This window comes from Pedobacter sp. MC2016-15 (assembly GCF_026239695.1).
GTDB lineage: Bacteria > Bacteroidota > Bacteroidia > Sphingobacteriales > Sphingobacteriaceae > Pedobacter.
Map to the genome: position 1 here is coordinate 308705 of NZ_JAPIVS010000005.1, position 24106 is coordinate 332810.

Annotated in this window: 22 protein-coding genes; 12 read left to right on the forward strand and 10 right to left on the reverse strand. The window is 45.8% G+C overall.

Annotation, left to right across the window (positions count from 1 at the left end; all coding sequences use genetic code 11):
• Window positions 1–106: 106 nt before the first annotated feature.
• The 3 genes from OQY15_RS16625 (at window position 107) to OQY15_RS16635 (ending at window position 1736) form a co-directional block, all read left to right on the forward strand.
• On the forward strand, window positions 107–475 hold the full coding sequence (locus OQY15_RS16625; RefSeq protein WP_265793005.1) for a hypothetical protein: 369 nt from the start codon (window positions 107–109) through the stop codon (window positions 473–475).
• Window positions 476–581: 106 nt separating this feature from the next.
• Window positions 582–1112 carry a ferritin gene (locus OQY15_RS16630; protein ID WP_265793006.1) on the forward strand — a complete coding sequence of 177 codons (531 nt, stop codon included), beginning with the start codon at window positions 582–584 and terminating at the stop codon, window positions 1110–1112.
• 159 nt (window positions 1113–1271) lie between these two features.
• On the forward strand, window positions 1272–1736 hold the full coding sequence (locus OQY15_RS16635) for an SseB family protein (protein WP_265793007.1): 465 nt from the start codon (window positions 1272–1274) through the stop codon (window positions 1734–1736).
• A 66-nt stretch (window positions 1737–1802) separates the two neighbouring features.
• On the opposite strand, the gene OQY15_RS16640 is transcribed toward OQY15_RS16635, so the two are convergent.
• The 3 genes from OQY15_RS16640 to OQY15_RS16650 are packed head-to-tail and all read right to left on the reverse strand — an operon-like array spanning window position 1803 to window position 4400.
• Window positions 1803–2813, reverse strand: a complete 1011-nt coding sequence (locus OQY15_RS16640; protein WP_265793008.1) for an MCE family protein — start codon at window positions 2811–2813, stop codon at window positions 1803–1805.
• On the reverse strand, window positions 2814–3587 hold the full coding sequence (locus tag OQY15_RS16645; RefSeq protein ID WP_265793009.1) for an ATP-binding cassette domain-containing protein: 774 nt from the start codon (window positions 3585–3587) through the stop codon (window positions 2814–2816).
• A gap of 6 nt (window positions 3588–3593) precedes the next feature.
• On the reverse strand, window positions 3594–4400 hold the full coding sequence (locus OQY15_RS16650) for an ABC transporter permease (RefSeq protein ID WP_265793010.1): 807 nt from the start codon (window positions 4398–4400) through the stop codon (window positions 3594–3596).
• Window positions 4401–4606: 206 nt separating this feature from the next.
• Between OQY15_RS16650 and OQY15_RS16655 the strand changes: the two genes are divergently transcribed.
• The gene (locus OQY15_RS16655) at window positions 4607–5284 is read left to right on the forward strand and encodes a GDSL-type esterase/lipase family protein (protein WP_265793011.1); all 678 of its coding nucleotides are present in this window, start codon (window positions 4607–4609) and stop codon (window positions 5282–5284) included.
• 8 nt (window positions 5285–5292) lie between these two features.
• Here the strand turns inward: OQY15_RS16655 and OQY15_RS16660 are convergent, their stop codons facing one another.
• Window positions 5293–5691, reverse strand: coding sequence for a DoxX family membrane protein (locus OQY15_RS16660; protein ID WP_265793012.1), 399 nt, complete (start codon window positions 5689–5691; stop codon window positions 5293–5295).
• Window positions 5692–5881: 190 nt separating this feature from the next.
• Between OQY15_RS16660 and OQY15_RS16665 the strand changes: the two genes are divergently transcribed.
• Genes OQY15_RS16665 through OQY15_RS16675 form a run of 3 tightly spaced genes read left to right on the forward strand, consistent with a single transcriptional unit; the run spans window position 5882 to window position 11624 of the window.
• A complete protein-coding gene (locus OQY15_RS16665) occupies window positions 5882–7045 on the forward strand; it encodes an efflux RND transporter periplasmic adaptor subunit (protein ID WP_265793013.1) in 1164 nt (387 codons plus the stop codon).
• Window positions 7046–7051: 6 nt separating this feature from the next.
• Window positions 7052–10228 (forward strand): efflux RND transporter permease subunit, encoded by a 3177-nt coding sequence (locus tag OQY15_RS16670; protein ID WP_265793014.1) that lies wholly within the window; start codon window positions 7052–7054, stop codon window positions 10226–10228.
• Window positions 10218–11624 (forward strand): efflux transporter outer membrane subunit, encoded by a 1407-nt coding sequence (locus OQY15_RS16675; protein WP_265793015.1) that lies wholly within the window; start codon window positions 10218–10220, stop codon window positions 11622–11624. The genes OQY15_RS16670 and OQY15_RS16675 overlap by 11 nt, the downstream gene beginning before the upstream one ends.
• A 4-nt stretch (window positions 11625–11628) precedes the next feature.
• Here the strand turns inward: OQY15_RS16675 and OQY15_RS16680 are convergent, their stop codons facing one another.
• Window positions 11629–12366 carry an NUDIX domain-containing protein gene (locus tag OQY15_RS16680; protein ID WP_265793016.1) on the reverse strand — a complete coding sequence of 246 codons (738 nt, stop codon included), beginning with the start codon at window positions 12364–12366 and terminating at the stop codon, window positions 11629–11631.
• Between the two features lie 146 nt (window positions 12367–12512).
• On the opposite strand from OQY15_RS16680, the gene OQY15_RS16685 reads away from it, so the two are divergent.
• The 4 genes from OQY15_RS16685 to OQY15_RS16700 are packed head-to-tail and all read left to right on the forward strand — an operon-like array spanning window position 12513 to window position 17705.
• Window positions 12513–15107, forward strand: a complete 2595-nt coding sequence (locus OQY15_RS16685; RefSeq protein ID WP_265793018.1) for a TonB-dependent receptor plug domain-containing protein — start codon at window positions 12513–12515, stop codon at window positions 15105–15107.
• Window positions 15101–15919, forward strand: a complete 819-nt coding sequence (locus OQY15_RS16690; protein ID WP_265793019.1) for a DUF4249 family protein — start codon at window positions 15101–15103, stop codon at window positions 15917–15919. Before OQY15_RS16685 ends, OQY15_RS16690 begins: the two co-directional genes overlap by 7 nt.
• 11 nt (window positions 15920–15930) lie before the next feature.
• Window positions 15931–16995, forward strand: coding sequence for a histidine kinase (locus OQY15_RS16695; protein ID WP_265793020.1), 1065 nt, complete (start codon window positions 15931–15933; stop codon window positions 16993–16995).
• On the forward strand, window positions 16992–17705 hold the full coding sequence (locus tag OQY15_RS16700) for a response regulator transcription factor (protein WP_265793021.1): 714 nt from the start codon (window positions 16992–16994) through the stop codon (window positions 17703–17705). Before OQY15_RS16695 ends, OQY15_RS16700 begins: the two co-directional genes overlap by 4 nt.
• On the opposite strand, the gene OQY15_RS16705 is transcribed toward OQY15_RS16700, so the two are convergent.
• The 5 genes from OQY15_RS16705 to OQY15_RS16725 form a co-directional block, all read right to left on the reverse strand.
• On the reverse strand, window positions 17702–20896 hold the full coding sequence (locus OQY15_RS16705) for a DUF2723 domain-containing protein (protein WP_265793022.1): 3195 nt from the start codon (window positions 20894–20896) through the stop codon (window positions 17702–17704). The two genes, OQY15_RS16700 and OQY15_RS16705, sit on opposite strands and share 4 nt — an antisense overlap.
• Window positions 20893–21234 carry a PadR family transcriptional regulator gene (locus OQY15_RS16710; protein WP_265793023.1) on the reverse strand — a complete coding sequence of 114 codons (342 nt, stop codon included), beginning with the start codon at window positions 21232–21234 and terminating at the stop codon, window positions 20893–20895. Before OQY15_RS16710 ends, OQY15_RS16705 begins: the two co-directional genes overlap by 4 nt.
• Window positions 21235–21315: 81 nt before the next feature.
• Window positions 21316–22080, reverse strand: coding sequence for an SDR family oxidoreductase (locus tag OQY15_RS16715; RefSeq protein WP_265793024.1), 765 nt, complete (start codon window positions 22078–22080; stop codon window positions 21316–21318).
• A gap of 89 nt (window positions 22081–22169) precedes the next feature.
• Window positions 22170–23078 (reverse strand): AraC family transcriptional regulator, encoded by a 909-nt coding sequence (locus OQY15_RS16720; protein ID WP_265793025.1) that lies wholly within the window; start codon window positions 23076–23078, stop codon window positions 22170–22172.
• A 45-nt stretch (window positions 23079–23123) separates the two neighbouring features.
• Window positions 23124–23438: a pyrimidine/purine nucleoside phosphorylase gene (locus tag OQY15_RS16725; RefSeq protein ID WP_265793026.1), complete on the reverse strand. Its 315-nt coding sequence runs from the start codon at window positions 23436–23438 to the stop codon at window positions 23124–23126.
• A 153-nt stretch (window positions 23439–23591) separates the two neighbouring features.
• Here OQY15_RS16725 and OQY15_RS16730 point away from each other — a divergent pair, with 153 nt between their 5' ends.
• Window positions 23592–24083, forward strand: coding sequence for an OsmC family protein (locus OQY15_RS16730; protein ID WP_265793027.1), 492 nt, complete (start codon window positions 23592–23594; stop codon window positions 24081–24083).
• Window positions 24084–24106 lie beyond the last annotated feature (23 nt).

Consider the following 24106-nt stretch of genomic DNA (forward strand, 5'->3'; position numbering starts at 1 on the left):
GCGACCATTTTTAGAGACATCCGTAAAATAGTTCTAAATAATTTTCAATTTAATTTGTATCCAGTCTTAATAATGTGAATATTTGTAGCATAATCAATCCCAGTAAATGCAAAACGTCATTACCGAAGCACCTGTTGCAGAATTCACAGAAGTATTCAGAACCCATAACGGCTCTGTATTCCAGTCTGACAGAGAAAATTGCTGGTATATTGACTTTGTAGGCAAGCTTGCCCGTTTTGACTACAGGAGCATCATGAAGCTGAGAAAAGCGATTTACGCGATAGATATCGAAGCGCTGTTGCTCAATTCTGAAATTACTCCTGATCTTGAAATCGTATTTATCTGTGCATGTGACCATTGTTATGTATTGACCTTGCTGGAGATCATTGATTTCAAAAAACTGCTGGAAGGTACCTTTGTCATGCTGGAGTTAAATCGCATCATTCATGACCGTGTTTACCGCTTAAGTGTCTGAACTTCTTTAGACTTAGAATCTTTCCATATTTCGTTGTAATGCTGTAAAGTTGATTTTATGCACTATTTTTGCAGGAGTCAAACAGAGAATTACAAATTAAAAATATATGAAAGACATCACACGCGTACAGTGCCTGCTATCAACAGAGGTAGAAGCATTGTTAAATCAGCAAATAAAAAAAGAAGCTCAATCTGCATCTGCATATCTTGCGATGGCATCATGGTGTGACAGTAACGGATTCGATTATTCATCAGAATATTTCTTCAAACAATCTGAAGAAGAAAGAGAACATCAATTAAAGATCTTTAAATATGTTCTGGATATGGGCGGTACCGCTATCTCTCCGGAAGTAACTAACATCCAAACTGAGTTTAACTCTTTCAGAGAAGTTTTTGAAGAAGCATTGGATGCAGAAATCAGCGTTACTCAATCTTTGAAAAACATCGCTGCGAACTGCTACAAAGAGCAGGATTACGTTACTATCGAATTCCTTAACTGGTTCTTCAAAGAACAACGTGAAGAAGAGTACAAAGCAAGACGTGCCCTCGAATTGTTCGACGTTATCGGCGAAGCAGGTACAGGAAGATGGGAAATTGACAAACACGTTAACGACATTAAATACGATAGCGAAGGATAATCTTAGCTATTTGATGATCAAACCGCTCAGCAAACTGAGCGGTTTTTTTATGCCCAAAAATTTGTATCAATTAGGATATGTATACTTTTTCAAACTAAAAATTGAATATCATTGTTATAACTAGATATACATTTCTAAACCTAAACCAAAATGTAAAGTATGGGACTATTTGATATATTTAAGTCGAAGAAGGAAAACGATGCTGAAGACCTGAATACCACCGATCAACTGGTGGGAAATACAGACGATCTGAGCCTCGATGAACTTCTGGAAATGACTGTAAAGGACCCTGCATATAAAGGCGCATTTTACAAACGGATACTAACCGACGAGATCATCGTCATTTCAGTGAACGTTAATGTTTCTGACGGCTATCAATACCTCGAAGTTGGAACCAGCGTGGAGTTATTCTCACTGGAGGACGGCAGTATCCCTTTATTCACTACCATAGACAGGATCTTCGATAACGGAATCGTGAAGGATGACGTAGAGTTTCTAAAAATGAGCGGAACTGATCTTTTCAGCGTAGCACAGGGTGAGAAATTTATCGTCAACCCACATAGTGACTATAACAAAAAAATCTCAGCAGCAACGGTAGAAACGCTGCTGGATAGTGATCTGTAGCATCTATACAGGCAAAAAAAAGAACTTAGCAAAACGCTAAGTTCTTTTTTTTTGCCTGAGCCTTTTTTACTGAGGCTGCTGTTGCTCTTCCTGAGCTTTTTCTTTAGCCTTCTCCTCAGCCTTTGCTTTTTTCCTGAAGAAACCTCTCAGCAGGAAGTTATGTTGCAGTGCCTCCATATTTTCATCTAGTTTCTTAGTGCTGGATTCCAGGTTGGAGACAGTAGTTTTTAATTTTGCACCAGTGGCTTCGTCATTCAGCAATACGCCGACAGCATTTTTATCTGAAGTCAGTTTCTGACTGGTGGCATTTAGGTTACCTGTCATCTCTGAAGCAGAAGCAGCAGTAGCCTGTAAACTTTTTACTGCTGTCTTCAGGTTACTGAATACGGTTGTATCTGTAAGTAGTTCCGTGGCCAGTGTACCTTTGTTATTCAGTTTCGAAGTATATTGTGATATCGCTGAAGTCACCCTTGCAGTGGTAGCGGAAGCATTTTCCAGGTTTACCGACATCTGGCGCAGGCGGTCAGCCATTACAGAATCTGTCAGCAGTGCACCTAAGGCACCTTTTCCTTTTACCATTTCCGTACTAACTACTTTAAAATCATTGGTTATCGCCAGGATGTTCTTGTTGTTGTCCTGTAGTGTCTTCATGATATCATCCGGACCGAGTGCAGCTGCCACATCCAGTCTGTCGCCATCTTCCACAACCGGTGTGCCCGCCGGACCTGCGATGATTTCGATCATCTTATTTCCTATAAATCCTTCAGAGCTTAATTTCGCCAGTGAGTTTTTATGGATATACTGCTGTGCTTTTTCTTCAACGTGCAGCGTTACCTCTACCTGGGCATTGCCATAGAAAGCAACTTTGCTTACTGTACCAATTTTAACACCCGAGAAAAACACGTTATTACCCGCTGTAATCCCGTTTACGTTGTTAAATATCGCTTTGAGAGTAATACTGCTGACAAATCGTTTTTGTTTTCCTCCCAAAGTAAGGACACCTGCAATAAAGATAATTACACCGATGACGATGAAAATTCCTACTATAATTGACCTTTTGTTTTCTGAAGCGCTCATTTATTTTGTAAAGTTATAATTGTAAAAAGATTGAACACGGGCATCTTCACTCGCAAAGACCTCCTCAAAGGTTCCCTGTATCGCAAATTGTCCGTCCAGTAGCATAGCAATTCTGTCGCCAGTTTCCTTGGCACAAGTCAGATCGTGTGTAATAATGATCGCTGTTGTTTTATATTTTTCCTGAACTTCGTTGATCAGGTTATTGATTTCAATACAGGTAATAGGATCCAGACCCGCCGTAGGTTCATCATATAACATGATCTCGGGTCTCAGGATCAGCGTTCTGGCAATACCAATCCGCTTTCTTTGACCGCCGGAAAGTTCCGAAGGCATCTGCTCAATCGTTTGCAGCAGACCTACGGCATCCAGCACGCTTTCTACTTCATCATTGATCTGGCTGCGTTTCAGGTTTCTTGAATTCCTTACCAATGGGAACTCCAGGTTTTCCCTCACAGTCATACTATCATACAGTGCACTGTTCTGAAAAGAGAAACCTACTTTAAGCCTCAGCTCCATCAGCTCGCGCGAACGGAGTTCTGCAACTTCCTGCCCGAGCACATTCACCATTCCCTGATCGGGAAGGAGCAGTCCGGAGATGATTTTGATCAATACTGATTTCCCTGTACCGGAACGGCCAAGAACAACGAGGTTTTCTCCTTTATATACATCCAGATCTACACCCCTCAGGATATGCAGGCTTCCGAATGCTTTTTGTAATCCCCTGATAGAAATGACAGGGTTGTTTTTATCTATTGCTTTCTCTGCTTGTATCATGATGGCTTAACGGAATGCATTTACGATTGCAACAATAACGATCTCTTCTACGAAGATCAGGAACATGGCGGCCACTACCGCAGAGTTGGCGGCTTTACCTACACCTTCAGTACCTTTGGTAGAGTTGTAGCCACAATAACAGCCAACAACACCTATGGTAAACCCAAATACGGTAGATTTAAAGGAAGTACTGAACAGATCCAGGAAACTCAGTGAGTCAAATACCTGTGAGAAAAACATGGCAAAGCTGGTTTGCTCATTGGTATGTACACTCAGATAAGCGCCCATCAAAGCCACAAATGCAGTATACATCACCAGTAAAGGAATCATAAACGTAGTGGCCAGTATTCTGCTTACTACCAGATATTTGAAAGGATTGGTTGCCGATACTTCCATAGCATCAATCTGTTCTGTAACTTTCATTGAACCGAGTTCAGCACCCATATTGGAGCCCACTTTTCCGGCGGCAATCAATGCGGTAACCAGAGGAGCGAGGGCACGCACAATCGCGATGGAGATCAGCGAAGGCAGCCATGAGGTAGCGCCAAAGTTGGCCAGTGAGGGTCTCGACTGGTTGGTAAACACCACTCCGGTGATGAAACCCGTCAGTGAGATAAGCGGAAGGGATTTAAAACCTACCTCATAACACTGATGGATGATTTCTTTAAACTCATATGGAGGAAGGAATACTTCCTTAAAAAAACGGAGGATAAACTGGTATATGTCGTAAACTGTGAGAAATATATCGTCCAGCTTTTTGGAAACTACGTATTTGGTAGGCTGTATATTGGGATTGTCTGAGTTCGGATCCATTCGTTGTTATTGATGCTGCCAAATATAATTTAAATCATTATTATATTGAACCTATATTAAGAAAGCATCAAAACAGGAAAATTGTTTTTGTTTTATGCTGACTAAATATGCATTTTGGTCAAATGTAAGATATCAGGGAAGATTAGTCAATCTGGTATCTGAAAATGACAAAATAATGATTTGCCGAAACACAATAATTCTAACTGATGAAAAAACTACAAAACTTACTCAAAACATTGCTTCCCCTTCTGCTGCTGATATCGGTCGGCAGTTCTATATCCGCACAGGAAAAAGCGCCTTTCCAGGATGATGTAAATGTGATTAAAGCGTACGACAGGATTTACGCGCCTCCCGCAAATCCAATACTCTTTATCGGCAGTTCTTCTATTCGCCTCTGGGTGGATTTTGCGAAGACCTTTAAAAACTATCCTGTGCTCAACAGGGCGATAGGAGGTGCGGTTACGGCAGATGTAGACCGATACCTGGATGATCTTGTTTTTCCGTACAAGCCCAAACAACTGGTGATCTATGTAGGGGAGAACGACCTGCTGAAATCTCCCGATGCGGCAACAGTCTTTAACGATTTTAAAAAACTATATACTGGTATCAGGGCAAAGCTTCCCAATACGCCTATCGTATATATATCTATCAAGGGAAGCCCTTCAAGAAAACAATACCAGGCTAAAGCGCTTGAGGCCAACCGCCTGATCAGTGCTTATATTAAAAGTCAGCAGCACATTACCTTTATAGATGTTTATAAGCCGATGCTGGACAAAAACGGAGCTATGCAGCCACATCTTTTTAAAGAAGATATGCTGCACATGAACGGCTCCGGATATGCGATCTGGAACAAACTGCTCCTGCCGCATCTACTAAAAAACTAATCTTTCCCTTACAACCGCATGGCATGGTCAAATGACGCGCGGTTGTAAGGTAAATACCTGTGCAGCACGGCCAGGTAAGCTCCGTAAATCATCTGGATAAATACGCTTTCCCAGCTTTCTATCAGTGAAGACCCGAAAATCAGGATGAGGATCAGGATAAATCCCAGTAAAATTCCGGCCCTTGTAAATAAGCCGATCAGAATAAATATCCCCACAATCAACTCCAGGACAGGCAGTATAAAGCCAAAAGCATGTACGAGTGAAGCAGGTAAGAAAGTTTTGCTAAGCAGGCCTACCATCCACTGGCTGAAAGCTTCCAGTTTGGGCAATCGTGCCAGGCCATGTCCAAAAAAGCTGAGTCCAATAGGTAGCCGGGCCAGGAAATAGCTGAATTCTTCATTTTTCATAAGCTCAATTTTTTCTCAATATAAGGATATCCCCATTTGAGCACCTGTGCAGCTGACCCATAATCAGAACCGCCGGATAAAAATCCATGTTCGTCGGTATATTCTCCATCTTCGTCTAGTATGACTTTCCCTGTTTTTTTTATTTGGTTGATTTGCTGTACATGCAATCGCTGACGAAGAAAACACACATATGAAGATGAACATACAGATGGGGCTCCTGCTCCTCACAGGAATCACCCTCGCCTCATGCGGCGGAAACAACAAAGAGCAGGCCGGACAGGCAGGTGCCGCGCAGGTACAAGAATATAAAGTGCTAACGCTTCAGCCCCGCTCGGCTACGCTAAACACAGATTTTCCGGCGAGTATCCAGGGTCAGGAAAATATAGAGATCAGACCGCGGATTGAAGGTTATCTGGAGAAAATCTATGTGGATGAGGGCGCAGTCGTCAAAAAAGGCCAGCCGCTGTTCAAAATTAATGATCCTCAGTATGAGCAGGCTGTACGTACCGCCAATGCAGGTATCAAAACCGCAGAGGCGCAGGTAAGTACTGCGAAGCTGGCGGTGGTGAAGGTGACACCACTGGTGCAGAAGGAGATCGTCAGCAAATATGAACTTGAATCCGCACAATATACCTATAAGTCTGCACTGGCCAGCCTCGCCTCTGCGAAAGCAGCGCTGGTAAACGCACAGACCAACTTAAGTTATACAACAGTGACGAGCCCTGTAAATGGGGTAGTGGGATCGATTCCCTTCCGGCTGGGTAGTCTGGTCAATTCCAGCAATACGGATCCGCTGACCACGGTTTCCAGCATCGGAAATGTCTATGCCTACTTTGCACTGAACGAGAAACTGCTGCTTGAATTTACAAAAGACAGCACCGGAACCACCTTTTCGCAGAAGATCGCCAAAATGCCAAAAGTATCGCTATTGCTCTCGGATGGCTCGCTGTACAGGGAACAGGGGCGTATTGAAACGGTAAACGGGCTGATCAATACGGCCACAGGTTCAGCAAATATCCGCGCGCGCTTCCCCAATGCACAGGGTGTGATCAGAAGTGGCAGCAGTACTACCGTGAGGATCCCCAATGCGGTGAAGGATGCGATTCTGATTCCTCAAAGCGCAACCTACGAATTGCAGGATAAGCGTTTTGCGGTGGTGGTAGATAAGGATGGTAAAACCAAAACGGTGGCTATCACGGTGATGGAGAATACTCCCGGAAACTATTATATCGTGGAAAGCGGGCTCAAGGCAGGTGATCAGGTGGCGCTCGAAGGGGTAGCGACGCTAAAAGATGGTACGCAGATCAAAGCAAATGTGCAGCAGGCAGATGCTGTTTATGCAGACTTAAAATAAAAGCAGATGTTTAAAATATTTATACAGAGACCAGTTCTCTCCACGGTGATCTCGGTGATCATCGTTATTCTGGGGGTACTCGGACTCACTTCGCTGCCTATTGCGCAGTATCCGGATATTGCACCACCGACGGTGAATGTGGCCGCCAGTTATACCGGTGCCAATGCCGATGTGGTTTTGAAAAGTATTATTATCCCGCTCGAGGAGCAGATCAATGGGGTGGAAAACATGACCTACATGACTTCCACGGCAACAAACGACGGGGCAGCAAGCATCAAGATCTTCTTTAAAGTGGGTACAGACCCGGATCTCGCAGCGGTTAACGTGCAGAACAGGGTGTCACGGGCAACGAGCCTGCTGCCTTCAGAGGTGACTCAGGCAGGGGTAACGGTGACGAAAAGCCAGAGTAGTAACCTGCTGATCTTCTCGCTGTACAGTGAGGATAAAACCTACGACCAGACTTTTCTGCAGAACTATGCCAAGATCAACCTGGTGCCGGCAATCCAAAGGGTAACGGGTGTAGGGGATGCAACGGTTTTTGGTTCCAAAGATTACTCGATGCGGATCTGGCTGAAACCGGATATCATGCAGCAGTATGGTTTGATACCCAGTGATATTTCTACGGTGCTGGCAGAACAGAATATTGAGGCCGCACCGGGAAAATTTGGTGAGAACAGTAATCAGGCATTTCAATATGTCATTAAGTATAAAGGACGCTTAACGCAGCCGGCAGAGTTTGGAAACATGATCATCAAGTCCGTAGGTCAGGGGCAGGTGTTGCGACTCAAAGATGTGGCAAAGGTAGAACTGGGTTCGTTGACTTATTCCTCTACGATCTCCATGAACGGCAGGGAAGCGGTAGGTATGGCCATCAGTCAGACGCCGGGTTCCAACGCCAGGGATGTGATCAACAATTCCAAAAAGATCATTGAAGAGGCTTCGAAGACTTTCCCCAAAGGGATTAAGTATACCTATATGGTAGACGTGAATGAGAATCTGGATGCCTCAATTGAAAAGGTAATTCACACGCTCGTGGAAGCCTTTATCCTGGTATTTATTGTGGTGTTTATCTTCCTGCAGGATTTCAGGTCGACCCTGGTGCCGGCAATAGCGGTTCCGGTGGCGATTGTAGGAACGTTTTTCTTCCTGAATTTATTTGGGTTCACGATCAACCTGCTGACGCTCTTTGCACTGGTGCTCGCAATCGGTATCGTAGTGGATGACGCGATTGTGGTGGTAGAGGCCGTCCATGCAAAACTTGATCATGGGTATAAGTCGGCCAGAAAAGCGACGATCCATGCGATGGACGAGATTTCCGGGGCTATCATTTCGATTACACTGGTCATGGCCGCAGTGTTTATCCCGGTTACGTTCATCACAGGATCAACGGGTGTTTTCTACAAACAATTTGGGGTAACGCTGGCCGTTTCGATTATCCTTTCGGCAGTGAATGCACTAACGCTGAGTCCGGCGTTATGTGCCTTGTTGCTCAAGCCGCATGCGGATGATCACAAACACCAGAGCTTTATCCAGCGCTTTTATACTGCCTTTAACGTTGCATTTGATAATATCACGCAGCGGTACAAACGTTCTGTGGAGTTCCTGTCGGTAAAAAAATGGATTGTACTGGGTGCTGTGGTCATTTCAGGGGCCGGTTTGTTCTATATGATGAAAACGACGCCTTCGGCTTTTGTACCCGCAGAAGATCAGGGAACTATCTTTGCCAATATCAGTCTGCCGCCATCCTCATCTATGGAGCGCTCTACGGCTTTATCGAAACAGGTGGACAGTATTGCTCATACAATTCCGGAAGTGAGCAACACGCTGCGTATCGTGGGACAAAACTTTACGGCAGGGGCCGGAAGTGCCTACAGCATGGTAATTGTGCGCTTAAAGATATGGGATGAACGTAAACGTACGGTGGATGATGTGGTGGGCGATCTGTTCAAAAAAACTGCCGGCATCCGTGAAGCGAGTATTTTCTTTATCTCGCCGCCTACCATCCAGGGTTTTGGGCAGAGTGGTGGTTTTGAGTTCCAGCTGCAGGATAAAACCGCACACAGTACGGCCGACTTCTTTAAGGTGAACAATGAGTTTCTTGCAAAGCTGTCGCAACGAAAAGAGATCCAGTATGCGACAACGCCTTTTAACCCGAACTTTCCTCAGTATATGATGGATGTGGATCTGGAAAAAGCGAAAGAGGCAGGGGTGACGGTAAATTCTATTCTGCAAACAATGCAGGGATACTATGGTGGTCTGTACGCCTCAAACTACAATCAGTTTGGAAAGCAGTACCGGGTGATGGTACAGGCCTCGGAAGAATACAGGATGAACCCTGAAGGCCTGAGCAAGATCTTTGTGCGCAATACAGCAGGCACCATGGCGCCAATTACGGAGTTCATCAAAATGCGCAGGGTATTCGGCCCTGAATCTATTTCGAGGTTTAACTTATTTAGTTCGATCGCCATTACGGGATCTCCAAATGTGGGTTACAGCTCGGGAGATGCAATCAAGGCCATTCAGGAGGTGGCTGCAGAGCTGCCCGCCGGTTATGGGTTTGAGTTCTCAGGGCTGACGCGCGAAGAGCTGGCATCGGGTAGTGAAACGATCTTCATTTTTATCCTCTGTCTGGTATTTGTGTACTTCCTGCTCAGTGCGCAGTACGAAAGTTATATTCTTCCATTTGCGGTGCTGCTGGCCATTCCCTTTGGTCTTGCCGGAGCTTACCTGTTCTCGATCATCTTTAAACTCAACAGTAATATCTATCTGCAGATCTCTTTGATCATGCTGATTGGTTTGCTGGCGAAAAACGGAATCCTGATCGTAGAGTTTGCGCTGGACAGGAGAAGAAACGGGATGGGCATCGTGAAATCTGCAATAGAAGGTGCTGTAGCACGTCTGAGGCCAATTCTGATGACCTCCTTTGCCTTTATCTTCGGACTGCTGCCGCTGATGTTCTCCACGGGAGCGGGAGCTGTAGGTAATAAATCGATCGGTACAGGTGCTGTAGGCGGGATGCTGATCGGTACAATCATCGGCGTCTTTGCCATTCCTGTGCTGTTTATCATCTTCCAGTCGCTGCAGGAAAAAATCTCCGGTCCGGCAAAAAATGGCTACGACGAAGACGAGGAGGAAGAAGAAGCAGATCAATCATCAACAATAACGACATCACATGAATCATAGATATAGCAAACAGGTATTCGGATTACTGATAGCGGCTTCACTTTTTAGTGCCTGCTCGGTAACCAAAACTTATAAAAGTCCGGAGCTAAAAACGGATGGCTTATACCGCGACCAGGATGCTGCAGATTCTGTAAGCATGGCGGATATGCCCTGGCAAAGTCTGTTCTCTGATGAGAAGCTGAAGGCCCTGATCCAGAGAGGTCTGGATCAGAATGTGGATCTCAAAAATGCGATCCAGAACATCGCACAGGCCCAGGCTACGCTCAAACAAAGTAAACTGGCTTATCTGCCAACGCTGAGTGCCAATGCAGATTATACGAGGACAAAATCCTCTTTATCTGCACTGAATTTTCCGGCGGGGATCAATATCAATACGCTGACGGATACCTACCGTCTGTACCTGAGTACGAGTTGGGAAGCTGATATCTGGGGAAAACTGAGCAGCTCGAAAAGGGCAGCCCTGGCGAGTTACCTGGGCACGGATGCAGCGCGAAAAGCGGTGCAGACACAGCTGATTGCTGATATCGCCAACAATTACTTTACACTGCTGTCGCTGGATAAGCAATTGAAAATTACGGAGGAAACGCTGAAAAACAGGATTGCCAGTGTAGCTACCATCAAGGAGCTGAAAGAGGGTGCTGTAGTTACCGGAGCGGCCGTAGTGCAAAGTGAAGCAAACCAGTATGCTACTGAGGTGACGATCCCGGATCTCAAACAGAGCATCCGTGAGACGGAAAATGCGCTGAGTATATTGCTGGCACAGACTCCTGGTCCAATCGACAGGGGCAATATGGACAATCAGGTGGTACCGACAAACCTGTCGCTCGGACTGCCATCACAGTTACTGCATAACCGCCCAGATGTGGAGCAGGCAGAACTGGCATTCAGGAGCTCCTTTGAAAATACCAATCTCGCAAGGACGTATTTTTACCCGAGCTTAACGTTAACGGCAAACGGGGGATTATCTACGCTGCAGCTGAAAAACTTCTTTGATCAGTCGATTTTCTACTCGCTGGTAGGTGGCCTGACGCAGCCGATCTTTAACCAGGGGATCAATAAGGCAAGGCTGACCACAGCGCAATCCCAACAGATCCAGGCGATGAATAGCTATCAGCAGACTTTGCTGGTAGCGGGGCAGGAGGTTTCCAATTCGCTGTTTGCTTATCAGCAGGCTTCGGCCAAGCAGAGCTCGCGGGCCAAACAGATTGCCGCACTGAGCAAAGCGGTGGATTACACACAGGAACTGCTGCGTTACACCTCGGCCACAAACTATACGGATGTATTAACCTCGGAGCAGAGTCTGCTGGCAGCTCAGCTGAGTGCCGTGAGTGACCAGCTGCAAAAGCTGCAGGCTGTGGTTAATCTGTACCGCGCATTGGGCGGAGGATGGAAGTAATGTACTACCAGTCGAGCCCCTGCAGGGAGGCATGATATTTATCAGGGTCGAAGCTGTAAAGGTTGGGTGATTTATGCGCCCCGCCTTTACGCTGGTCCTCATGTTTGATGAGCACATCAAAACGCATAATCCTGCGGTAAAAGTTCCCCCGGTTTAGTTTCCTGCCCAGGATGGTTTCATAGAGATGCTGCAGATCTGACATGGTAAAACGTTCGGGCAGAAGGTTCATCCCGATAGGTTTGTAGCTCAGCTGCTGCCGTAAGACGGTGAGGGCAGTATCAAAAATTTCCTGATGGTCCATCGCCAGTGGCGGCATCTCTTCAATGGATTTCCATTCACAGCTATCACTGTAATGATCGATCTCCAGGTTCACTTGTGTGTAGTCTACCAGGGCGTAGAAACCGATGGAAATAAATCGCTGTTTATGCCAGAGGCTTTCTTCATACTGCTTAAAATACTCTTCAGAGCGGCTGGTATTGCCAAATACTCCAAACTCCTGCAGGTAAATCCGTTCGGCGCCGGTACGTTCTTTCAGGACCCGTTGCGCTGCATCATCAAGGTTTTCTTTCTTGAAAACATAGCCACCGGGCAACAGCCAGTCCTTGCCTGTAGCCATTCTTACCAACAGAACTTTCAGCTGGTTTTCATTGAAACCAAAGACAACGCTGTCTACGGAGATATGGGGCAAAGCTTCTTTCCAAAGCAGGCTGCTCATCTCGAGGATCTTTTGATCTTTTTCCATCTTCCGCAATAATAAGCTAAAATAAATATTTAATCTCTGTTTTTCTGCCGGTCATCTTACAATTTTCCCCTTCTGCCTCATTTAACATTTCGTAACAATTAGCAGGGTACATATTTCTGGAATTTAGGGAAATATTAAACCCCTTTATGAAGAGATTTTATTTACTATTACCATTGTTTTATGGCCTCATTTCCATACAGCAGGCCAAAGCCCAGAACGGGCCGGAGTTCCATAACGATACTGCGCGGGTCAATAAGTTTATCACTGCACCACTGGACGAAGTGCTGGATGAGTTTGCGGCCAGCTACAAGATCAGGTTTGTATTCGACCGCCCGCAGATGCACAGATACAGTGTGAGCGACCACTATTTTCAGGATAAGGTGAAGGATATCATCCGTGGCATCTGCCGCGCCAATGATATCTATTATGCCAAACAGCCTGATGGTACCTATTTTATCCTGGTAAAGCCTGAGGATATCACGCGGCTGCGGAGGATGCCGCCAGAGGCGATGAAACCGGCCTTGGCAGCAGAGGAAAAGCAGGGTTTTACTGAGGAGTCAGTAAAGAGGGCTGAGGTACTTAAGCCGCTGACCACCAACAACGAACCTGTAGGGATGAGCACTGATAAGACGCTGCATGAGGTGGTGATCAGCGGGGAGAAAAAGGAAGGTGTGATGAACACAGATACGCGTAAGGTGAGTGTAATCCAGCTGACGCCGGCAAAACTGGCAGTGCTGCCCAACATCGGAGAAAGGGATATCCTGCGGGCTTTCCAGCTGATGCCTGGTATCAGCGGAAGTAACGAATCTTCTTCAGGTGCCTATGTGCGGGGTGGTACGCCCGACCAGAACCTGGTGCTCTTTGATGGTTTCACCGTTTACCAGGTGGACCACCTTTATGGCTTCTACAGCGCCTTTAACGTAAATGCGGTGAAGGATGTGCAGATGTACAAAGGTGGTTTTTCTTCGAGATTTGGAGGGCGGCTTTCCAGTGTGACGGATATTGCGGGTAAGGATGGCAGCAGTAAAACGGCTGGATTTGGCGTAGACCTGAGTTTGCTGAGTGTGAATATCTATGGCGAAACGCCGGTAGGTGATAAATCTTCGCTGCTGTTCAGCTTAAGAAGATCTTATCAGGGACCCCTATATAACAAGATTTTTAACAAGCTGACCAACACGACGACGGCCACCTCTGGCGGGGCTGGTGGATTTGGCGGTCCCGGTGGTGGTGGCAGGGGAATGGCCAACTTCCAGACGCAGGTTTCTTCCTGGTTTTATGACCTCAATGGGAAATATACTTTCAGGCCGGACGACAAAAATACGTTCTCGCTGAGTTTTTACAGCGGAAAGGACAAGATGGACAACAGTCACGACCTGGGGATCCCAACTGCGCTGGCAAGTTCTGTAAATAGCTCGAGCATTACGGATCTGACAACCTATGGTAACGTAGGATCGAGTGCCAGATGGTCGAGGAAGTGGAGTGACAAGCTGCAATCGCATACGCTGGTCAGTTATTCCAGGTTCTTCAGTGAGCGTAACAGGGGCATGGCCAGCTCAATCACAGACTCTACAGGGACGACGGCCAATACCAGCAGTGGTACGATAGAGAACAATAACCTGCGGGATATCACTGCGAAATCTGACTGGGAACTGGAGATCAGCAATACGGGAAAAATCCTGTTTGGAGCTTTCGCCTCGAGGCAGGGGGTGAAATACGATTACAAGCAGAATGATACAACGAGGTTGATCGACCAGAATAACCGGGCGCTGACCGCAGGTGGATACCTGGAGCTGGAGCAGAACTTCGGTGCGCTGAGGCTGACTCCGGGTCTGAGGTATACGCATTATGATCTCACACGTAAAAACTACATCGAACCACGGTTCTCTGCGAGTTATGCCCTCAGCGACAAGCTGATGCTGAAAGCAGCCACAGGTCGTTTTTATCAGTTTACCAATAGGGTGGTACGCGAAGATATCCTTTCCGGCAGTAAGGATTTCTGGGTGCTGGCCAATGGCAGCAGCATCCCTGTCCAAAGTGCAATCCACTATATCCTGGGTGCAAGTTATGAAACAAATAAGTTCCTGTTCAGCATAGAAGGTTATTACAAACGCCTGAGTGATCTCACGGAATATTCACTACGGCAGACAGGTACAGGTGGCATGGGCAATCCAAATTCTACGGTTACGCTGGAGCAGAATTTTTATAATGGCAAGGGATACGCTAAGGGAATTGAATTTATGGTTCAGAAAAAAGCGGGTCAGTATACCGGATGGGTAGGCTACACGCTGGCAAGTGCCTTTAACCAATTTGATGTATATGGTACGGATTATTTTCCTGCTGCGCAGGATGTACGCAACGAGTTTAAGTCCATCAACATGTACCAGGAGGGGCGATGGACATTCTCGGCTACCTGGATCTATGCCAGTGGACGTCCTTATACGGCGCCCGTGGGTAGCTACACGATCAACAAAGCGGGATCAGGTACAGAAACTTATTTCGTGATCAGTGGTAAAAACACCGAGCGCTTCAGGGCCTATCACCGGTTGGATGCTGCGATTACCTACGATCTGATCAAAACCAATACGAAGAAGATCGGCAGCATCGGCTTCTCTTTCTTCAATATCTATAACCGGTCGAACACCTGGTACCGCGAGTATTCTATCCAGGGAAACCAGGTGATTTCTACCGATGTAAACTACCTGGGATTTACACCTAACTTAACGTTGAGCTTAAAATGGTAACAAATTATAAAAACATCATATTCAGCAGTATAGCGATACTGCTCCTGTTCGCAGCAGCATGTAAGAAAGACGGTTCCTCAGCAGATTACAGTGCTCTGCCTGTAGTAGAGGGCTATCTTATGCCCAATAAAATTGTACAGATCAGGGTATCGCTGCAAAAAGCACTTGTAGATACCAACGCCTACGGCACGGCGATTTCGGGCTTAACACTAAGCATATCGGATGGCAGCAGCACAAAAACCCTGACCGAAGATAAGGCCGGGCACTATATCCTGAACGACAGCAGTTTTATCAAAACTAATGGCAGCTATACTCTATCATTTACCTACAATGGCCTCCCTGTATCCGCGACTACGGTGGTGCCGGGGAAACCTTCGGGCATTACCAGCTCGGCAGATACGGTGATTATCCCCAAAATGACCTTTGGCAGTACAGAAACGGCTTTTATTCCTGTATATATCCGCTGGAACAATCCTTACGCAGATAATCATATTGTAGTATTCAGGTACCAGGAAACCTGGAAATCCCTGATCTCTGACCGATTTAACAGCGACACCTCTACCAGTGTAGAACTGAATGCGGTTAAAGCAGCAGAATTTGAACTGAATGCGCGTACATTTAAATATTATGGAATTTATAAGGTGATTGTGACGCGGGTAAACCAGGAATACCTGGATATGCTCAACAATACGAGCAAATCTTCACAAAATTTAACAAATGCGCCGACAAATGTTACCAATGGATTGGGTATTTTTACCGGAATGCAATCCGACACCCTTTCCAAAAATTTGCTTGTTAAAGCGGAAGAGTAATTTTTAAGATCATGAAGCGTTTTTCCAGACTGATTTCCAACAGATATGTGATCTATGCAATCCACGTATTGTTCTGGATGCTGCTGATCTTTCCCTTTTTATCAGGACCTTATCCTTCTTCAGATTTTAAAGAGGTGAGGTACAGGATAATCTTCAACAATAGTATGCTGATTATCCTGTTTTACTTCAATGCTTATTATTTATATCCGAGGTTATATAAAAAGAAAGGCTGGCCGGCTTATATATTAGGTACCATAGTATCAGTAGCTTTTCTGGTGTACTTTTCTTTTTATATCGAACGGAAGTGGTTGCCTCATCATATCCCACGCAACCCCGAATGGCAGCACCGCCAGCATCCCCGTCCGATGGGGCCGCCACGGGGTAACTTTCCTATAGCGATGTACCTCTTTATCATCGGTATCAGTTTCAGCTACCGGCTGATATCTGACCACAATATTGAGGAGAAGAAACGCAAGGAGCAGGAAACGGAGACCCTGAAAACGGAACTTGATTTCCTGCGTTCGCAGATCAGTCCGCATTTTATGTTCAACGTGCTCAACGCGCTGGTAGCCATGGCGAGGAAGAAGTCGGATTTGATGGAGCCTTCGCTGATCCAGCTTTCTACGCTGATGCGCTACGTGCTCCAGGAAAGTAATTACAACAGAATCCCACTTAGCAGGGAGCTCGAGTACCTGCAGAATTATATTGAGCTGCAGTCGCTGCGCTTTGGGGACGACCTTAACCTGCGGCTGGAGATTTCCTCCGAAACTGAAGGCTTTGAAATTGAACCGATGCTGCTGATTCCATTTGTAGAAAATGCATTTAAGCATGGAATGGGCACAGGAACGGAAACGCAGCTGCTGATACGCCTGCTGATCGACAGGGGCTTATCCAAACTGGTATTCAGGGTAGAAAACGAGATATCTCCCTTAAACGACAGTAAGGATGCGAGCTCAGGAATAGGGCTCAGGAATGTGAGCCGCAGGCTTGAATTAATATACAAAGATAAATACGACTTACAAACGATGATAGTGAACAATGTTTTTATTGCAAACCTTACAATTGAATTGAGATGATCCGTTGCCTGATAGTTGATGATGAACATTTTGCGCGGGAGCTGATCGCCGACAATATCGGTATGATTCCGTTTTTGGAGCTGGTGGCGAGCTGTAAGAATGTGGAAGAAGCCATGAGGGTGATGGCCAGCGAACAGATAGACCTGGTATTTCTGGATATTCAGATGCCGGGATTATCAGGTATCCAGTGGCTGTCCGCGGGACTGATCAATTCTCCGATGGTGGTCATGGTGACGGCATACGAGAATTATGCACTGGAGGGCTTTAACCTGAACGTGCTGGATTACCTGGTGAAACCTGTGGCCTTCGACCGGTTTTTAAAAGCTGCCAATAAGGCGATGGAGCTGTACCTGCTCAAAAACAAACAGGTAGCTGCCCCTTCATCCGATACGAATAGTTTGTTTGTCAACTCTGACTATTCCCTGGTCAGGATCAGCATGGATAACATTACGCATATCGAAGGGCTTAAAGATTATGTCAAGATCTTCCAGTTATCAAATGATAAACCGATTATCCCGAGGCTTACGCTTCATTATATGGAATCAAAACTACCCGCTTCTTCCTTCCTGAGGGTACACCGCTCGTACATCGTTGCCCTGGACAAGATCGTTTCCATTAAAAGGAACCGGCTGTACCTGCCGGATGCTGATATTCCTTTTACGGACAACTACCGGCCGGTACTGATGGAATACATAGGGCAGCATAGCTAGCCCTTAATCCCAAACTGGCTGGCAATCCTGTTTAAGTTGCCCTCAATCTGCAGGGTCAGATTGTTCTGGTTATAATCGGCTGTCAGCTTTTGCAGGTTGCTCAGTACATACAATCCCATGCGTATATTCTGCATCTGTGCCCGCTGATACCGGGGCTCTAAACTCTCGATATACTTCAATTCCTGGGAAAGATAATCTGACGTATCTTTTGTGATGATGTTGGCCTCTTTGGTATGTCCAAGCGCATACAGGTTCTGGATCGTGCTGATCCTGCCTACGGTATCCCGGATGCTGTAATTCCTCAGTGGCAGCTCTTTCAGGCTTTTCCTGATCACCCGGTTGGCCTGCGCTGTTTTTCCTTCGATGATCAGGTTGGTGCTCAGCGTATTGTTCATGGCCCAGGTGCCATTCATAAAGGCACGGCTTTGAGGATCAAGATAACTGGCTTTTTTAAAACCGGAGAAATCCATGTTGTTAACCACATGATCATACATCACATCAGTGTTGGTCCTGTCAAATTTGTCGCGCTGATCACCGGCTTCCACACTGAAAGGCAGCAGTCGGTAGGCATATCCCTCCAGGTGTAAATATTTGTCGAGTCCGATATAGGTATCTTCCGACACTGAAGTTGCGAAATAGATCGGTCTTTCCCAGTTGTTGTGCACCAGGATATCAAAGATAGCAAGGTCGCCTTTACTGGCGTAAGATTTATTGAACACCCATTCCATACTTTTCGCCGCCCTGGCTCTTTCGGTAGCTTTAATGGTATGCGTTTTCACCAGCTGGTCTGTGTCTACAGTCAGTTTAAGCTTTTTTGAAGGCAGGAAATTCATGTATTCACCACTGGCCATCTGCACCTGATCTGCCTGATTGTCTGAAGTCATCACTGCAAACAGGTCTTTCAGCTCCACACTATCCGTCAGTCCATAGTCTACAAAAGGAAGGTAGTCTCTGGTGCCATCCGCATACTGACTTTGCTGCATAGATACCGGTAGCGGGGCGGAGGCATTCATTTGTTTTTTTAGCTGGTCGATATAGGCTGCATCAGGCATAAACTGCACGCAGAGTACACGTACATCCGTTCTTATCCCTTCCACCTCCTGCGCATACCATAGCGGGTAGGTATCGTTATCCGCATTGGTAAAAAGAATCGCATTTGGCGCACAGGAGTTCAGGTAGTTCCGGGCCCAGTCGCGCGCAGTAGTTTTATGCGAGCGGTCATGATCATCCCATCCCTGAGATCCCATCAGCGCAGGAACAGCCATGCAGATGACTGCGGCCAGTGCAAGGCTCAGCTTTGGAGAGGCAAAGCGCGCGATCATGTCTTTTACTGCCAGCATGCCAAGGCCGATAAAGATCGAAAATGCATAAAACGATCCGATATAGGCATAATCACGTTCACGTACCTGAAGAGGATCCTGGTTGAGGTAAAGAATAATGGCGATTCCTGTAAAGAAGAACAGTGTAAGCAGTACCACTGCTTCTTGTCTGTTCCGGCGGTAGAGCCAGATCAGTCCGGCAATGCCCAAAATCAGCGGGAGACCGAAATAGATATTGTGCCCTTCGTTATCCCGCTGGCTTTCTGGAAGAGCATGCTGGTTCCCTAAACGTACTGAATCCAGGATCTTTATTCCCGTCAGCCAGTTTCCGTTCTCCGGCTCTCCCTGTCCTTCAAAGTCGTTTTGCCGACCGGCAAAGTTCCAGAGGAAGTACCGCCAGTACATAAATCCGAGCTGCCAGGAGGTAAAGAACTTTATGTTTTGTGCAAATGAAGGCGTTTCTCCTTCATTCATCTCCAGCCATTGACGGTAGTAAGCCTGATGATTATCTTTCTGGCTATAGGTTCGTGGGAAAAACAGATTTTTGTCGTAGGTGTTTTTGTAGGTACTGCCGGAAATTTCATATTGATTTTTTCCTTTTCTAAAAGTATGACCGGTCTCTTTCTGGTCGGTCACCTTTGCATCAAACGTATTTCCATATACCAAAGGGGTGGAGCCGTAATTAATCCGTCCCAGATAACTGTACAGGGAAAAAGGATTGTCAGGATTACTCAGGTTGATGTTTGTTTTGGCATCGGCTCTGATCAGGATCATCATATAGGAGCTGAAACCGAAAAGCAGGAAAACCAGGCAGAGCAGCCCGAGGTTCAGGTTGTACTTTCTGTTTTTTATCGAGTACCAGATCGCCCGGGAGATCAATCCGGCGAAGCCGAAGAGAAAGAAAACCGCGCCCGAACCAAAAGTAAATCCAAGAGTATTGACAAAGAACAGGTCTGTTTTAGCAGCAAAAAGTACAAAGTACTGGATGATAATGAACTGTACCAGAGCCACGATGAGGCAGCCGCAGAGCAGTGCTTTGAGTGTGCCGGCGATGGTACGTTGTTCAGATTTTTTAAAATACCAGGTCAGTGTAACAGCCGGAATCACCAGCAGACTCAGCAAATGTACCCCTGTGGACAGACCCACGATAAAAGCGATCAGCACCAGCCAGCGGTCGTTGTTCTGCTGTTCCCATTTCAGGATTGCCCAGAAGGTGATGGCAGTAAATAAAGAGGAGAGCGCATAGACTTCGGCTTCGACTGCCGAAAACCAGAAAGTATCAGAAAAGGTATAGGCCAGGGCACCAATGGTACCGGCAGCCATGATGCTGAAAGTTTTTGTCCTGAGTTTCTCGTTGCTGAAAACCTTAGCAGCGATGGCAGTGATGGTCCAGAAAAGAAAAAGAATAGTGGCTGCACTGGCGAGTACGGCGCTGAAGTTGATCCAGTACGCGATTTTGGCAGTGTTCCCCATCGCTAGCAGGCTGAACATTTTGCCGATCATCAGAAACAGAGGAGCCCCGGGCTGATGGCCGACCTGCAATTTAGCAGAAGTGGCGATGAATTCCCCGCAGTCCCAGAAACTTACCGTAGGCTCCATCGTGAGCCAGTAAGTGATCAGTGCTATACAAAACACGGCAAATCCCGTTAGGGTATTGATGCGCTGATGTTTCTTTATTTCTGTGGGGGTGTTAACCAGCTCTTCGAATTCTGTATGGATAAATTCCTTTACCTCAGTGAGATTAAATGCTCCTGGCTGATGTTCCAGTGAAGTCAGGATATGGTCGTAAAGTTCATCAAATGAGCTATCTCTTACATTTACTTGCAGGAGATGACGGCGGACATCCAGCTGCTGCGCTGCGGTAAGTTTCATGACAGTTTACAGTTAAGATTGAGGAGGAGTTCGAGATTGACGATGAACTTTTTGGCTTCCTGCAGCTTGGATGCTACAGCTACCTGACCATTTTTGGTTAAAGAATAGTACTTGCGAACACGGTTGTCCACCATTTCTGTACTGGTCGTCAGCATGCCTTCGGCTTCCATTTTATGGAGCGAGGGGTACATGGAACCTTCGGTTAACAGGATTTCACCATTGGTGATTTCCTTCACCTTCTGGGTGATCTCATAACCATACATTTTCTCATTTTCCTGCAGCAGCTTTAAAATAATTGTTTGCAGGCTTCCTTTTAACATACCGTTTGCTGTACTCATATTACAAATGTATAATTTTCCTACATACATAGGAAAATTATGCATTATATATTTTCAGCGTTAGCAGATCAGAGAGCTGCTTTACAAATTTTGTCCGCCGGAAACTTCGATCCGCTGTGCGGTGATCCATTTTGCATCTTCGGTGCAGAGGAATGCAACTACACTACCGATATCATCAGGGCGGCCAACACGTCCAAGTGCGGTAACACTGGCAATATGTTTGTTCACTTCTGCATTGTCCCTAACAACACCACCACCAAAATCAGTTTCTATCGCTCCCGGTGCTACAATGTTTACCGTAATCTGGCGTGAGCCCAGTTCTTTGGCCATATATCTGGTCAATGTTTCCACTGCACCTTTCATACTCGCATACAGCGAATAACCCGGATTGGCAAAACGTGCAAGTCCGCTTGAAATATTGACGATTCTTCCGCCGTCGTTGAGCATAGGCAGCGACTTTTGTGAAAGGAAGTACACGCCTTTGTAATGAATATTAAGCAGACTGTCAAACTGTTCTTCTTTTGTTTCTGCAAAAGGAGCAAGAACTGCCGTTCCGGCATTGTTAATCAGGAAATCGAAATGATCAGTATCAAAATTATCTTTTAATACTTCTTTGACCTGAGCAAGAAAACCGTCAAAACCCGCGATATTAGCAGTGTCCAGCTGCAGGGCATAACCTTTTTGTCCGGCCTGCTCAATGTCAGCAATGACGGCAAGCGCCTCATCTTTTTTGGAATGGTAGGTAAGGATCACATCAAATCCTTTTTTTGCAAGGCTCTGCGCCATGTTCCTGCCCAGTCCGCGGCTACCGCCGGTAACTAAAGCAATTTTACTTTTTTGTTCCATCGTTATAAGTTTTAATTCGATGGTAAAAGTACGGGCAGAAGTGCTGCCGGAGTTTGCAAACTTCAATCTGTTGTTTGCAAATATCAATCTCAGGCCCTGAACAGGTTGGGAGCGATGGAGGTTTGTTTCCTGAAGAAGTTGGAGAAATGCGCCAATTGTTCAAATCCCAGGCAATAGGCAATCTCAGAGATATTCCAGTCGGTCTGCTTCAGCAGGATCTTAGCCTCCTGGGTGATCCTGGAGCTGATGATTTCTGTAGTGGTCTTGCCGGTATTTTCTTTCAGCACCTTGTTTAAGTGATTCACATGTACAGAAAGCCGGTCGGCATAATCCTTGGCCGTGCGGAGCGCCAGTTTCTGATGCTGTGATTCGATAGGGAACTGACGTTCAAGCAATTCTATAAATAGAGACGAAACACGTACAGATGCATTATGCGTAGGATAGAGGGAGGAGGCAGGCTGCAATTTCTGACCGGAGTGGATCAGTTCCAGCACATAATTGCGGATCAGGTCGTACTTATACGCATAATCTGAAGACAATTCCTTCCGTATTTTTTCGAATATCGCCGTCAGCTCTTCTGCTTCTTCATCACTCAGCTGAAATACGGGATAACCTCCTGGCTGAAAGATAGGAAGCTCCTCCAGTACAACCCCACTTTTGTTTTTGATTAAAAACTCATCGGTGAAGATACAGAACTGTCCTTTTTGATTTTCCTCCTGTGGCAGCCAGTTATACGGGATCTTTGGCGTTGCAAAAATCAAAGCATTCTTTTCTATTTCTACCACTTTGTCGGCGTATTCTGCCCTGTTCTTGCCCTTAATAAGGCCTATCTTATAATAGGCCCTGCGGTTGTAAGGCATCACAGGCTTGGCATTGGTCGCCTTGCTGATCAGGTCTTCATTTCTGAAAATGTTAAAATGACCGATTTCCCTGGAGAGGCCTTCAGGAATGACAGTGGAGATGGACTGATAAAATTCTTCTACCGAGATGATTTCCATAATACGTCGATTTGCGAAAATCAAATATAATAAATTATAAAGAAGTTATCCGTAGTAACATAGATAGGCTACGTCGTCATCACAGCTGACATCAAATGATACCCCTGAAGGAACATCAAACTCTTCACCTGCTTTATATTTTTTGAAACTGCTTTCTTCGAGTTTAACACCCAGAATACCCGTGATGATCACCATTTTTTCTGGTGAAGAGGTAGAAAATGTATAGTTTCCTTTTTTCATCACACCTACAGTGGCACTTCCTCGCTCTGTTTCCAGTCCCAGGCTCTGCACTTTGCCTGCAAAATATACATTATGGCTTACGGTTTCTTCTTCTTCAGAAAGTTGTATTGAATTACTCATGGTTTTGGTTTTCCGGTTTGATTTTAAAACCAAAAATAACTTTTTTATCAGAAAACTATCAAGATATTATCAATAAAACGCATTTGTCTGAGCAAAACAAATTCATACATTTACTGCCGGTGCGACAGGCAATAACAGGAGCATCTTTGAAAGATGAAAAAAGTACATGATTATAAATTGTCCCTGAAATGGAAGGGCAATCTGGGTGAAGGAACATCGACCTACAGGTCGTACACCAGGGAATATCTGCTGCAGATAGAGGGTAAACCTGAGCTGCAGGGTTCATCGGATCCTTATTTCAGAGGTGATAAAAGCAAACACAACCCCGAGGATATGCTGATTGCCTCTTTGAGTGCCTGTCATATGTTATCATACCTGCATGTATGTGCAGTGGGAGGAGTGGTTGTAGTAGATTATGTAGATAATGCTACGGGCAAGATGGAAAGTACCTCTGATGGTTCGGGGCGATTCCTGGAAGTAACGCTTCATCCAATTGTTACGGTTGCCGACCCTGCCATGATCGAGAAAGCCAATGAACTTCATGCTAAGGCTAACCAGTTGTGCTTCATTGCCAATTCGGTGAACTTCCCCGTAAAGCATGTGCCTGAAGCCAGGCTGAAACCTAATGTGACCTTCAAAGATTAAAAGCCGACTGCCCATGGCGGGCA

Excerpts from the sequence above, each read along its gene's own strand:
- OQY15_RS16625 (WP_265793005.1), top strand. The coding sequence starts at position 107 with ATGCAAAACGTCATTACCGAAGCACCTGTTGCAGAATTCACAGAAGTA.
- OQY15_RS16630 (WP_265793006.1), top strand. The coding sequence starts at position 582 with ATGAAAGACATCACACGCGTACAGTGCCTGCTATCAACAGAGGTAGAA.
- OQY15_RS16635 (WP_265793007.1), top strand. The coding sequence starts at position 1,272 with ATGGGACTATTTGATATATTTAAGTCGAAGAAGGAAAACGATGCTGAA.
- OQY15_RS16640 (WP_265793008.1), bottom strand. The coding sequence starts at position 2,813 with ATGAGCGCTTCAGAAAACAAAAGGTCAATTATAGTAGGAATTTTCATC.
- OQY15_RS16645 (WP_265793009.1), bottom strand. The coding sequence starts at position 3,587 with ATGATACAAGCAGAGAAAGCAATAGATAAAAACAACCCTGTCATTTCT.
- OQY15_RS16650 (WP_265793010.1), bottom strand. The coding sequence starts at position 4,400 with ATGGATCCGAACTCAGACAATCCCAATATACAGCCTACCAAATACGTA.
- OQY15_RS16655 (WP_265793011.1), top strand. The coding sequence starts at position 4,607 with ATGAAAAAACTACAAAACTTACTCAAAACATTGCTTCCCCTTCTGCTG.
- OQY15_RS16660 (WP_265793012.1), bottom strand. The coding sequence starts at position 5,691 with ATGAAAAATGAAGAATTCAGCTATTTCCTGGCCCGGCTACCTATTGGA.
- OQY15_RS16665 (WP_265793013.1), top strand. The coding sequence starts at position 5,882 with ATGAAGATGAACATACAGATGGGGCTCCTGCTCCTCACAGGAATCACC.
- OQY15_RS16670 (WP_265793014.1), top strand. The coding sequence starts at position 7,052 with ATGTTTAAAATATTTATACAGAGACCAGTTCTCTCCACGGTGATCTCG.
- OQY15_RS16675 (WP_265793015.1), top strand. The coding sequence starts at position 10,218 with ATGAATCATAGATATAGCAAACAGGTATTCGGATTACTGATAGCGGCT.
- OQY15_RS16680 (WP_265793016.1), bottom strand. The coding sequence starts at position 12,366 with ATGGAAAAAGATCAAAAGATCCTCGAGATGAGCAGCCTGCTTTGGAAA.
- OQY15_RS16685 (WP_265793018.1), top strand. The coding sequence starts at position 12,513 with ATGAAGAGATTTTATTTACTATTACCATTGTTTTATGGCCTCATTTCC.
- OQY15_RS16690 (WP_265793019.1), top strand. The coding sequence starts at position 15,101 with ATGGTAACAAATTATAAAAACATCATATTCAGCAGTATAGCGATACTG.
- OQY15_RS16695 (WP_265793020.1), top strand. The coding sequence starts at position 15,931 with ATGAAGCGTTTTTCCAGACTGATTTCCAACAGATATGTGATCTATGCA.
- OQY15_RS16700 (WP_265793021.1), top strand. The coding sequence starts at position 16,992 with ATGATCCGTTGCCTGATAGTTGATGATGAACATTTTGCGCGGGAGCTG.
- OQY15_RS16705 (WP_265793022.1), bottom strand. The coding sequence starts at position 20,896 with ATGAAACTTACCGCAGCGCAGCAGCTGGATGTCCGCCGTCATCTCCTG.
- OQY15_RS16710 (WP_265793023.1), bottom strand. The coding sequence starts at position 21,234 with ATGAGTACAGCAAACGGTATGTTAAAAGGAAGCCTGCAAACAATTATT.
- OQY15_RS16715 (WP_265793024.1), bottom strand. The coding sequence starts at position 22,080 with ATGGAACAAAAAAGTAAAATTGCTTTAGTTACCGGCGGTAGCCGCGGA.
- OQY15_RS16720 (WP_265793025.1), bottom strand. The coding sequence starts at position 23,078 with ATGGAAATCATCTCGGTAGAAGAATTTTATCAGTCCATCTCCACTGTC.
- OQY15_RS16725 (WP_265793026.1), bottom strand. The coding sequence starts at position 23,438 with ATGAGTAATTCAATACAACTTTCTGAAGAAGAAGAAACCGTAAGCCAT.
- OQY15_RS16730 (WP_265793027.1), top strand. The coding sequence starts at position 23,592 with ATGAAAAAAGTACATGATTATAAATTGTCCCTGAAATGGAAGGGCAAT.